The following is a 12723-nucleotide window of genomic DNA, read 5'->3' on the forward strand; positions in this document are numbered from 1 at the left end:
ACTATGTACATTAATTACATTTTGTGATCTCTCTATGAAAATAGTTATCTCAAATGCGTCACCAGAACCTATTTATGAACAAATAGGGAAGCAGATCAAATCCCAGATCATCTCAGGGGATTTGAAAGAAGGAGATTCATTGCCATCAATAAGAAAATTGGCTTTGGAACTTCATATCAGTGTGATCACAACCAAACGTGCCTACGAAGAATTGGAAAAAGAGGGTTTCATCGATACCGTGGGAGGTAAAGGAACTTTTGTCGCCATACAGAACAAAGACCTGCTTCGGGAAAAGAAGATGAAGTCTATCGAAGATCAAATGGTACACATGGTAACCGAAGCTCAAAAAATGGGAATAAGCCTGGAGGAGCTTCAGGAAATGTTGAACATCTTATTTAATGACAATGACTAATACGTTAGAAATATCAAACCTTTCTAAATACTATAAAGGCTTTAGCCTCAATAAGATCTCTTTCAATTTACCAAGTGGGTACATCATGGGCCTGATCGGACCAAATGGGGCAGGTAAGACAACCATCATCAAGGCCATCATGAACCTGGTGATGAAGCAGGAAGGGGAGATCAAAGTCTTTGGGATGGACCATCAACAGGATGAAGTAGCCATAAAAAAACGCATTGGTTTTGTTTACGATACGCCTAATTTTTATGCTCATCTGAACCTGAAAAGGCTCAAGAATGTCATAGCACCATTCTACGAAAATTGGGACGATCAGGTGTTTTATGATCTGGTTGACCGTTTTGGATTACCCCTGAATCAGGCATTGAAGAAGTTTTCAAGAGGGATGACCATGAAAGCCTCCATTGCCATTGCGCTTTCGCATCATGCTGATTTTATCATCATGGATGAACCTACTTCCGGACTGGATCCGGTCGTCCGAAGGGAGCTACTTGACCTTTTGCGCGAGCTGATTCAGGACGAAAATAAATCCATCCTTTTTTCGTCACATGTGACCACTGATATAGAGCAGGCTGCAGATTACATCACCTATGTGAACAATGGTCAGGTAGTATTCTCCAAAACAAAAGATGAAGTTTATGAACAGTATGCGCTGGTAAAAGGAGGGAACGATCTGCTGGACCGTGATACCCGAAAAACCATGGTAGCAGTGAGGAGCAGTGACTATGGTTTTGAAGGACTGACTGCTGATTTAAAGCGCGCAAGAGACGTGTTTGGGGAACAAGCTGTTTATGATAAAGCAACGCTGGAAGACATCATGTTTTTCAACAACCTTAAGACTAAAAATGGGCAATAACATACTGAAATTGGTCATCAAAGACTTCAGAGCGAATACTGGTTATTTGCTTTTGTTATTTGCTATTTTGATATCCATCAGTGTTGGTTTTAATCTATCCATTATAACAGAAGGTAAGGTGGAGTCTGAAGTCTATTTACTGGTGATATTAATAAGCACTACCATGGCAACTAAACTGTTTATCATCACTGAAACGGAAGTCAGTGCTGATAAATTGATCGCTGGTTTGCCAGTCAATAGAATGCAAATGGTACTGGCAAGGTACCTGTCATCCATAATGATGATCTTTTTAGCATTAATGGTGCATTGGAGCATTGTTCATCTGGTGTCAAATGAAGTAGTCCGTAGTGAAAATGGCATCTTGTATCGACCGGATATGTGGATCGTTATGGGGTTGCTTCTTACCCTGTCTGATGCCTTTTCTTTTCCATTTCATTTTGTGTTTGGGGCCATCAAAGGAGGCCTGATGTATGGATTCGCGCTGATTGCTTTCATCATATTGACCATTCTGACCATCACCCTGATCAACAACAATGACGCTTGGAAAGCTTTATTCCTAAAAATTACCCAACAACCGACCGGATTAATCTTTACTGAATTAATCGCCCTGTATCTCTTGATTTTGGGCAGCTCCATGCTCATTTCAATGAACGCCTATAAAAACAAAGACCTATGAACAAAACTGCCATTATACAACTCATTCAGAGGGACTTAAGCGCTTATAAGGTCAACATACTTGCACTTTCTTGTTTTATGTTGATCGTGAGCATGTTCATCACTTTTATCAACACCAATACCTTAGGCATATTCACGTCAGGAATCGGTAACATTATCATGGTGGTGATCGGCTCTTTTGCCATGGAACAATCCGGTAGTGTCATAAGAATGCACACCGCTAGTTTGCCAGTTACCAGGACAGAAATCGTGTTCGCTCGATTTGGTACTTCATTGATCATCGTCTTTCTGAATACCATTTTGCACTTTATTGTTTTCAATGCGCTGACGACTGTGATCCATCAGGATCCTGTCTATACTGATGGTTACCTCTTATTGTTTGCGCTGGTTTATGGAGTTTTTCAGCTTTCGATTTACTACCTCGTCTTTTATCGGGTGAACATGGTTGTTTCCGTAATCATCTTCGTCCTTCCTGTTATGATATGGACGAGTGTTTCACCCCAATCAGGCTTTTTGAATGATTATATTCAGGGAGATCCGAAGCACCTGATACTGTTCACGTTTGCCACTGCATTGATACTAATCTTGTCCGTTTGGACCACTAAAAATTATTATAAGAAGAAAAATTTGTAATAAGCAACTACGGATATCATACTAGAAGTCTGCTCAAATTTATGATCAGCTATATGTAAAATATAGACTGATTCCATCAACCTTTACTTCGAACCCGGACTATTGCCACCAGTCATCTCTGAAGTAGTCCCGGACTTATTCCTTGTTTGACTTTTTAAACCATCAAAATATGAAACTCAAAATCGAAAATCTAACAAAAACGTATTCCAATGGCGTAAAGGCCATCAATGATCTCAACCTCGAAATAGGGACCGGCATGTTTGGCCTGCTTGGCCCAAATGGTGCGGGAAAATCTACCCTGATGCGTACCATTGCCACACTACAAAAGCCTGATTCAGGAGAGATCACTTTCAATGGAATCAATGTCTTGAGAGATCAGATCGCACTCAGAAAAGGACTTGGATATTTACCTCAATCGTTTGGCGTTTATCCAAAGATTTCTGCAGAGGATTTGCTGGATTACCTGGCCACGTTGAAAGGGGTGAAGTCCAAATCGGACAGAAGAAAGTTGGTGCAGGAAGCACTTGAAATTACCAATCTGTATGATGTGCGAAAGAAACGCGTGTCAGGCTATTCCGGGGGAATGAAGCAGCGTTTCGGTATTGCTCAGTTATTGCTGAATAACCCCAAACTGATCATTGTAGACGAACCTACCGCCGGACTTGACCCCACAGAGAGAAATCGGTTCTTGAATGTCATTCGGGAAATTGGAACGACTAATACCGTGATCTTCTCCACACACATCGTAGATGATGTAAAAGAGCTTTGTACAGACATGGCGATTTTGAATGGCGGTCGCATATTGCGACACAATACGCCCAGAGAGGCCACTGCGGCATTTGAGGGGAAAATTTGGACCACAACCATTAGTAGGACAGAATTAGGACAAATGGAGGCCAACTATCAGGTACTTTCCTCAAATTACAATGAAGACAATGGTCTAAACATTAGGGTTCATTCTGAAAACAGGCCTTCAGATCAGTTCACCACCGCAACTCCCCAACTTGAGGATGTGTATTTCCACACCCTAAAACAGGAATAAGTCCGATCCAATTCCATCTCATTTCCACACACCAAAAGCAATCCAGATGTTTTATACAATATTCAAGCATGAGCTGTCTTATTGGCTGAGAAAGCCAGTATTTTATATTTACTCTTCCATCTTCTTCGTTGCCGCATTACTTATTGCTTCGATTTCTGCCGGGATTTTCGATGAGGTTAGCTCCACCGTTGGTTCCTTGAAGATTGTAAACTCACCATCCGAAATCAACAAGATCTTCAATACGCTTGCTACCCTGATCTTTTTTCTTTTTCCTTCGATAATTGGCGTTTCTGTTTATAGGGATTTTAAAAGCGAAATGTATACCATCTTGTATGCTTATCCTTTTACGAAATCCCACTACTTATCGGCCAAATTCCTTAGTTCTTTGCTGATCGTGAGTTTCATTGTGCTGTTTATAGGCCTGGGAATGACCATAGGGTTTCGCCTGCCTGGCACAAACGGAGCGATTGTTTCAGCATTTAATCCGATTCCATATATACAAGCCTACCTGGTTTATGTCTTGCCCAATGTCTTGCTATTTGGATTGATTGTATTTGCAGTGGTGGTCTTTACCCGAAACATTGTAGCGGGTTTTGTGACGGTGATTGTATTGGCACTTATTCAAGGCGTTACCAATGTCATGTTGTTGGATCCGGAGACAAGAATCCTGGCTGCTTACCTGGATGTGTTTGGTGCATCTGCTACCGATTATTATACGCAGTATTGGACTGCAGCAGAGTTGAATGAAAGTTTGTTACCGTTTAAAGGACTCATCCTGTACAATCGACTGTTGTGGCTATCGGTGGCCATGTTGATTTCGGGAATTGTTTATGCCTACTTCGATTTTGGCCAACAGGGGATATCATTCGTTTCTAAAAAAAGTGGCAGTGAACCATCTTCTAACAGGAATTTAGGAGGTGTCATTCAGGTGCGACTTCCTCAGGTAGTACATGATTATTCTTTCCTTCAAAACGTGAAAGTGCTGTGGAGGCTATCCAACGTTGATCTGAAATATATTGTTCGCAGTTGGCCCTTCATCATATTCACCTTATTTGGACTAACGATGTTGCTGGAGGACCATGTAAAATCAGGTATGGTTAGGGAAACGGCCATGCTACCAGTTACCTGGAAAATGCTGCGTTACAGTGAGGAGTTCCAATTCTCGATGATCATGTGTACGTTCCTCTATTCAGGAATGCTTTTGCAGCGGGCCCGAGCAGCAAACATCCTTCAACTTACTGACATTTCACCTGTTCCGAATTGGACCTTACTTGGGTCTAAGTTCCTGGCGATTATCAAAATGCAGGTCATCCTGTTGATGGTCATCATGACAGCCGGCATTGGCTTTCAATTGTACCAGGGTTACTATCACTTTGAGATTGGCCTGTATTTATTTGGATTATTGGGAACCGACCTTTGGCAGTTTATCATATGGGCGTTGTTGGCTTTTTTCATTCAAACACTGGTAAGAAATCCTTATCTGGGAACTTTTGTGCTATTGGTATTACTGCTCGGACTCGGTACACCTTTGTTGCGAATGATTGGTGTGGAACAGGATGTATTTGTCTATGGGAGAGGCCCCGGAACTCCATATTCCGACATGAATGGCTTTGGGAACTGGCTGGCTGCTTTTTACAGCTACATCCTCTACTGGCTGCTCGCCGGGTCAACACTTCTGATAGGAGCAGGATTATTAATGGATCGAGGGTTCTCTCAATCCTTTTCCGAACGCTTTAGGATGATGCGAGCCAGGTTTGATAGAAAAACGCAGACTGTTTTTGTGATCCTGTTATTAGTTTTTTTTGGGATGGGATTCAGGATCTATTATGAAGATAATATTGCTAATCCCTGGGTGTCATCAAAAGAAAAAGAACAAATACAGGCACAATGGGAGCTAAAATACGGCCAATACAAAGGGGCCATTCAACCTAGGGTATTATCCGTAAAAACGAATCTGGACATTTACCCGGAAATGCAGGATTTCAAGATGCAAGGCACTTATTCCATGGTCAATAAGTCTTCGGTGGCCATCGATACCATTTTTCTTAAATACAGTGATTTTTATAGCCGATTTGAATTAAACCAGACCAATATCGCAATAGAGGATACCCTTTATCGATTCAATATTTACCAGCTTGAAAAGCCTTTACAGCCTGGAGATAGCCTGGAACTAACCTTTACCATCTGGAATAAACCAAATACTTTTTTGAGTCAACATTCGCCAATTCTGGCAAACGGAACATTCCTCAACAACTTCAAATTGATGCCATTCCTGGGATATCCAGGGGGTGGATTGGAAGACAATGAAGTTCGCAAAAAGTACGGTTTACCTGAATTTAATTCATCACCGCTACCATCCGATATGACTGCACTGGGCAATCATATGATCTCAAGGGATTCAGATTGGATTGATTTTGAAACAACAGTCAGTACTTCCGAAGATCAGATAGCCATTGCACCAGGATACTTGCAAAAAGAATGGATTGCAAATGGTCGCAGGTTCTTTCACTATAAGATGGATAGCAAAATGCTGAACATCTATTCATTTAATTCAGCACGATATGAAGTCAAAAGGGATCAATGGAACGGTGTAAATCTTGAAATCTACTACCACACAGGCCATGACTATAACCTTGAACGGATGATGAATGGAATGAAAGCAGCTCTGGAGTACTGTTCTGCCAATTTCAGCCCTTATCAGCATCGACAAGCGCGTGTGATTGAGTTTCCGAGAACCTTCGGTGATTTCGCCCAGGCTTATCCCAATACCATCCCATTTTCAGAAGGCAGGGGTTTCATTGCGGATGTTGATGATTCCGAAGAAGGTGGTGTGGACTATGCTTTTGATGTGACAGTTCATGAAATGGCGCATCAATGGTGGGCCCATCAGGTCATTGGTGCCGACGTGAAGGGTTCCGGTGTACTTGCAGAAGGGCTAGCGGATTATGTCCGTCTGAAGGTACTGGAAAAGGAATATGGGATCGGCAAAACCCAGAAGTACCTTAAATATGCTACTGATAGGTACCTAAGAGGAAGAGGAAGGGATAAGAAAGGGGAGAATCCACTGATTTATGAAGACAACCAATCTTACTTACGCTACTCAAAAGCATCAGTGGTGCTTTATGCGTTAAGCGATTATCTGGGAGAACAAAACCTCAATCAGGCATTAAGCAGATATGTGAAAAAGGTACAGTTTCAGGAAGCACCATATACGACCTCACTGGAACTGGTACAATTTCTTAAATCAGCAGCTCCTGATTCCCTGCAATACCTGATCTCGGATATGTTTGAGCACATCACCTTGTATGATAATAAAATCATAAAAGCTGAAACGCATGAGCTTGAGGATGGTACTTGGCAAGTGGACATTGAATTCCTGACAAGTAAGTATCGGTGTGACGAGAAAGGGAATCAGCTGTTATCAGATGACATGTTATCCTACCAAGCAGAAGGTGAACAAGAATCACAAGTATCCATGAATCTGGCGGACTATGTTGATGTCGGGATTTTTGATGCTGAAGGAAAGGAGATATACTTAGCTAAACGCAAAGTCCAGACTATTTCAAATTCCATTTCAATAATAGTTGATCAGCAACCTTCAGAAGTAGGGATAGATCCATATCACAAATTGATAGACCGGGAATCGGAGGATAATAGGATGGAGATTCATTGAACAGACAATCAGCTTATTAAGATGGTTCAATTAACAAATGAACTCTTTATGAATCTTGTAAGTGAATTAATTCATTTCATAACCTTAACAAATGTGGAATAAATAATTATATCTATATTTGTTAAGTAAATAAAATGGAATGGCCTATCAACTAGGAGAGTTTGAAGAATTGGTGTTGCTTACGGTCGCAGCACAACATGATGAAGCATATGGTGTCTCCATACATGAGTTTCTAACAGATCATACCCAGAAGAAGATCAACATCAGTGCAATACACGTAGCGCTTAAGCGACTGGAAACCAAAGGCTTTGTGCAATCCAGTTATGGAGGTATCACAGAGGAACGAGGTGGTCGCAGAAAGAAGTATTACGTCGTTACAGCCCTGGGAAAAAAGGCATTGGACCATTCTCATGACTTACGGACGAGCATTTACCAGCAGATTCCTTCCATCAATTTCCCTAATACCTGATCAGATGTCAAAACATAATCCTCCTAAATGGCCACTGCGTTTTTTGCATTGGTTTTGTAAAGAAGAAAGCCTGGATGAAATCGAAGGGGATCTCCATGAAATGTTCCAGAAACGATCAAAGACCTCTGTTTACAAGGCAAAGTTTTTCTTTTATTGGAATGTACTCCGGTCCATGCGTCGGATGAACATGAAGACGGTCCAAATCAACTGGCCAGTCGGGACGATTTCCTTCATACAGACTGTCAGGTTCCTAAGAAGAGATGGTGTTTATTCCTTGCTCAATGCGTTGAGCCTTTGTATTGGATTCAGCCTGACTTTGCTATTCGTCTGGTATGCCAACACCGAATTGTCATTTGATCAATTTCATTCGAAGAAAGACCGTATCTACAGAGTTTCATTTGATCAATACATGGACATGGGGTCATATGCTACTACGCCTTACCCGGTAGGTCCGGCAATCAAAGAGGATTATCCAGAAGTGTTAGCCATGACCCGCTTTGCTAGTGCCGGTAGGATGCCGGTAAAATATGAAGACAAGGCATTTTTTGAAAAGATCAAACTAGCCGATGAAGATTTCTTTCAGGTATTTGATTTTCCACTTTTACTGGGAAACCCTGCATCGGCCTTGAAAGATCATCATCAGGTCGTCATCAGTGAAACACTTTCCAAAAAGTACTTTAAAGACGAAAACCCTATTGGAAAACAGCTGATAATAGGAGCAGATGGCTCTTATAACGCCACGGTCACGGGAGTCTATCAGGACATGCCTGCCAATTCACAAATCCAGGTTGATATTATCTTGTCCTATGAGACGCTTCATCAGCTTTATCCCGTTATTGAAACACTTTGGAGGCAAATGCCTGGCAATTATACGTACCTACTGCTTAATGATGAAAGTAAGGCAAATCCATTGCAACGTAAATTGACACAACTCAAGGATAAATACGTTTCTGAATTGGAGCGTGGTGGTTATGACTTTCGATTGATCCCTTTGGTGGATGTGCATTTCTACGAAGGGCTATACAATGAGAATTCACTGAACAGAAGTTTCAAAGATTTGGTCGTTTTTGGCATAGTGATAGGACTGATCTTGTTAATCAGTATCATGAATTTTGCCAACCTTACTTCCAGCCGGTACCTCACACGGATCAAAGAAGTTGGTGTTCGAAAGGTAATTGGTGCTGGGAAAACGCAGCTGCTGTTCCAGTTCCTGTTTCAATCATTCATGATGGTGGTCATTGCCATGATACTGGCCTACGCCGTAATGATGGGCATACTCCCGTATTTCAATGAATTAGCGGTGACCTCCTTTGAAATGAACCAAATCTTACAGCCCGTATCGCTTATGTCGACGTGTGTACTGATCGTAGGTGTTACCTTGATTGCGGGTATCATTCCAGCTATCAAGCTTGCATCATTAGATGTTGCCAGACAAGCTCAAAACGGCTTAAGTAAGGCTGGCCAGCGACGTACAAAGTCCTATTTTCTGATCTTTCAATATCTCGCAACCTTCATTTTGATGGTCAGTAGCATGGTGATGTACGAGCAGTTGCATTTTTTGGAATCCAGGTTGGACCTGGGCGAAGAAGAACGTATCGTTGTACCCATCAATAAAAGCCTAAGTGAAGACATGAAGGTCTTACAGGCCGCTCTGGAAGCGTACCCAAGTATTCTGGCGACAGGCGCAAGTTCCCACGTACCCAGTTTCTATGGTGATAGCTGGCCGGTTCGGCGAAGCCTCGAAGACACACCCGTTCAAACGGAAAACTTTGTGATTACAGAGGACTACCCGGAGGTCATGTCTTATCAGTTGTTGGCTGGAAGGATGTTGAATGGTGACTTACAATCCGATATCGATGGCGGTTATGTGATCAATGAAACATGTGCCACCATGCTTGGTTTTGATTCGTATGAGAGAGCCATTGGTCAAACCTTGTATTTTGGGAGTGATGAACCCAAAAAAGGAAAGATCATCGGCATTGCAAAGGACTTTCATTTCGACTCATTCCGGGAAAAGATCAGTCCGGCCTTGTTCCAATTCCAGCCTTATGAATGGATGAATTATAAATTTCTGGTAATGAAAGTACCTATCGAAGAAGCCGTAAATGCGATTGAAGCGGTAGAAACAGAAGTAGGTAAAATTGATCCGGAATGGGTGATAGATGCAAGTTTTTTTGAAGATCATTTCAAACAACGATACTTACAAGAGACCAACCAGGGGAAATTAGTCACTAGTTTGACCCTGATCGCTATCATACTGACTTGTCTGGGTCAGATCGGTTTGATACTGCACTATGTACTATCCAGGCAAAAGGAGATGGCAGTGCGCAAAGTATTGGGAGCTACTGTGCAGCAATTGTGGAGCATGATGACCCGATCTTATGTTCTGATGATGGGGTTATCCATCGCACTTGCGATTCCTGTTTGTATTTACTTTTTGACGGAATGGTTGAGTACTTTTTACTACCGGATTCCACTTGGACCTAAACCATTTATCCTGGCTACAGTAGCCGCCGGTTTTATTGTCGTCAGTGTGATTACTTCCATAGCTTTGAACGCCGCAAGAAAGAACCCGGTTGAAAGCTTATCGGAAGAATGAGACCTGGATCATAAACTCCACGTATTCCCAACATCCTCCAATGGAATGCAACCCTGATACATCCCAGGAATAGGATCGTAGCTCAAGACCTCCTTACCGATGGCCTCAGATGAGAAATAGCCCCACAAAGCCAGTGATTTGAAGCTTCTATAAAAGCCTACTGGCTCTTGTTCTCCCACGGCTGTTCCCCAGATCTTGCCATTGTATTTAGGGCTTTCTCGTTCTTCCTTTCGCAATACCTCAGCACGGTCTTCAGCGGATAGATCGGCAAATAGGTCGTCTTTTTCCTGTTGACATTTGGCATTGAAGGCATCAAGCTGTGTCAACATACCTTGTTGTCCATCTTCATCGAAGATATTGACAATCACCAGATCGATGAATTGATCCACCTTCAGTTCCAGTGCTCCGGGCGTATCTGTTTTCGGAAGGAGGGTATCCACCAATGCACTGACTAATCTCGCCTGATCTTTATTCAAAATGGCAGGAGTCCAATCCATCGTTGGATTACTTTGACATGATTGAAGCAGCGATAATAATGTGGGGGTTAGGGCCGTAGCTCCAGCAAGCGAAGCAGTTTTTTGAATGGCTTTTCTTCTGTTCATGGCTCAGAGGTTTCGTTTTTTAAGTTCAGAAATGGCATGATCAGCGGCTCTTGCCGTAATGGCCATGTAAGTCAAAGAGGGGTTGACACAAGAGGAAGACGTCATGCAAGCACCATCGGTCACAAAGACGTTCTTCACAGCATGGACCTGATTGGTCGCATTAAGTACGGATGTCTTTGGATCTTTTCCCATCCGGGCAGTGCCCATTTCATGTATGCCATATCCGGGCTCATGTTCATTGTCAAAATCCACAATATTGGTTAATCCCACCTGCTCCAGCATTTCTTTAGCGTCTAAGCGCGCTTGTAAATTCAGGGCTTTTTCATTGTCCTTGAACTCACAATCGATGGCCAGGGTAGGCTGACCCCATTTATCGGTACTTTCTTTGTCCAGGGTTACTTTATTCTCATGATAAGGCAGACATTCAGAGAATCCGGTAATGAAGAACTGCCACGGACCAGGCTTCATCAGGCCATCCTTGAAATCCGCGCCAAAAGCCTCTTGATTGGCGCCGGCTCCCCAGCCATCACGTCCTGCACCTCCCTGGTACCCAAATCCACGTACAAACTTGTCCGATTGGGTTTTGTCATCTATGTTCCAATAGCGTGGAATATAAATGCCATTGGGTCTTCGACCTTTGTAGTATTGGTCTTCAAATCCTTCGAAAGTGCCCATTGCACCTGTGCGATAGGTGTGATCCATGAGGTTATGTCCTAACTCTCCACTGTCATTACCCAGCCCATCGGGAAATCGATCTGAAGTAGAATTAAGGAGAATCTGCGTCGTACTCAGCGTTGATGCATTGCAAAAGATGATTTTGGCATAGTATTCCATCATTTCTCCGGATTCCGAATCGATGATGCGAACACCGGTGGCCTTGCCGGTTTCCTCATCGTAAATGAGGGATTGTGCAATGGAGTAAGGACGCATGGTCAAATTTCCGGTTGCATTAGCCGCGGGCAGTGTTACGCTATTGCTACTGAAGTAAGCGCCATAGGGACAACCACGTCCACATCGGTTGCGATACATGCACTGTCCCCGGCCATTGTGGGGTTGTGTCAGATGTGCCACACGACCGATGATCATGTTCCTTCCTGGAAAATCTTTTTCGATCCGTTGCTTCACTTCCTTTTCCACGCAGTTCAACTCCATGGGCGGAAGAAAATGACTATCAGGAAGTTGTGGCAACCCCAATGCTTCCCCGCTGATCCCGGCATACTTCTCCACGTAGGTATACCAGGGCTCAATGTCTTTATACCGAATGGGCCAATCAACGCCATAACCATCCTTGGCATTCGCCTCAAAATCCAGGTCACTCCAACGATAGGTCTGCTTGCCCCACAAAAGCGATCGACCACCCATTTGATGCGCTCGGGCCCACATGAAGGGCTTAACTTCTGTATAAGGGTTTTCCTCGTCATTGGCCCAGAAATGCTCCGTATCCTCACCGATAAAACCCGTTCTCCCGGCTTTGTAATGCTTTTTTTGTAGTTCCGTTGGTAGCGCACCGCGGTATTTCATGTCCCAGGGATCCAGGTTCATGGTGGTGTAGTCTTTGATGTGTTCCACCATTCTGCCACGTTCAAGTACCAGGGTTTGGAGGCCGCCTTCACAGAGTTCCTTGGCCGCCCAGCCGCCACTGATCCCAGACCCGATGACAATTGCATCGTAAGTCATGTCGCGTTTGGCGTCAATGTTGAAATTTGCCATGTTTTTTGGTTAATGCTGGCAGAAATTACTGCAAAAGTCGATGGAT

At 43.1% G+C, this 12723-nt stretch carries 10 protein-coding genes; 8 read left to right on the top strand and 2 right to left on the bottom strand.

Going from position 1 to position 12723, the window contains the following annotated elements:
• The first annotated feature begins 34 nt into the window (after positions 1-34).
• The 8 genes from R8G66_00910 (at position 35) to R8G66_00945 (ending at position 10365) form a co-directional block, all read left to right on the top strand.
• Entirely contained in the window at positions 35-412 is a 378-nt protein-coding gene (locus R8G66_00910) for a GntR family transcriptional regulator (protein ID MDW3190890.1), read from the top strand.
• Positions 405-1274, top strand: coding sequence for an ABC transporter ATP-binding protein (locus R8G66_00915; protein ID MDW3190891.1), 870 nt, complete (start codon positions 405-407; stop codon positions 1272-1274). Before R8G66_00910 ends, R8G66_00915 begins: the two co-directional genes overlap by 8 nt.
• A complete protein-coding gene (locus R8G66_00920) occupies positions 1264-1950 on the top strand; it encodes an ABC-2 transporter permease (GenBank protein MDW3190892.1) in 687 nt (228 codons plus the stop codon). The genes R8G66_00915 and R8G66_00920 overlap by 11 nt, the downstream gene beginning before the upstream one ends.
• Positions 1947-2582, top strand: coding sequence for an ABC-2 transporter permease (locus tag R8G66_00925; GenBank protein ID MDW3190893.1), 636 nt, complete (start codon positions 1947-1949; stop codon positions 2580-2582). Before R8G66_00920 ends, R8G66_00925 begins: the two co-directional genes overlap by 4 nt.
• Positions 2583-2751: 169 nt before the next feature.
• Positions 2752-3624 (top strand): ABC transporter ATP-binding protein, encoded by an 873-nt coding sequence (locus R8G66_00930; protein ID MDW3190894.1) that lies wholly within the window; start codon positions 2752-2754, stop codon positions 3622-3624.
• Between the two features lie 46 nt (positions 3625-3670).
• Entirely contained in the window at positions 3671-7297 is a 3627-nt protein-coding gene (locus R8G66_00935; protein ID MDW3190895.1) for a M1 family aminopeptidase, read from the top strand.
• 139 nt (positions 7298-7436) lie between these two features.
• Entirely contained in the window at positions 7437-7766 is a 330-nt protein-coding gene (locus tag R8G66_00940; protein ID MDW3190896.1) for a helix-turn-helix transcriptional regulator, read from the top strand.
• A gap of 4 nt (positions 7767-7770) precedes the next feature.
• Positions 7771-10365 (top strand): ABC transporter permease, encoded by a 2595-nt coding sequence (locus R8G66_00945; protein MDW3190897.1) that lies wholly within the window; start codon positions 7771-7773, stop codon positions 10363-10365.
• 8 nt (positions 10366-10373) lie between these two features.
• Here the strand turns inward: R8G66_00945 and R8G66_00950 are convergent, their stop codons facing one another.
• Positions 10374-10967, bottom strand: a complete 594-nt coding sequence (locus R8G66_00950) for a gluconate 2-dehydrogenase subunit 3 family protein (GenBank protein MDW3190898.1) — start codon at positions 10965-10967, stop codon at positions 10374-10376.
• Positions 10968-10970: 3 nt separating this feature from the next.
• Complete coding sequence (locus R8G66_00955; protein ID MDW3190899.1) at positions 10971-12677, bottom strand: GMC family oxidoreductase; 1707 nt, start codon at positions 12675-12677, stop codon at positions 10971-10973.
• Positions 12678-12723 lie beyond the last annotated feature (46 nt).

The sequence above is a fragment of the Cytophagales bacterium genome (genome assembly GCA_033344775.1).
GTDB lineage: Bacteria > Bacteroidota > Bacteroidia > Cytophagales > Cyclobacteriaceae > JAWPMT01.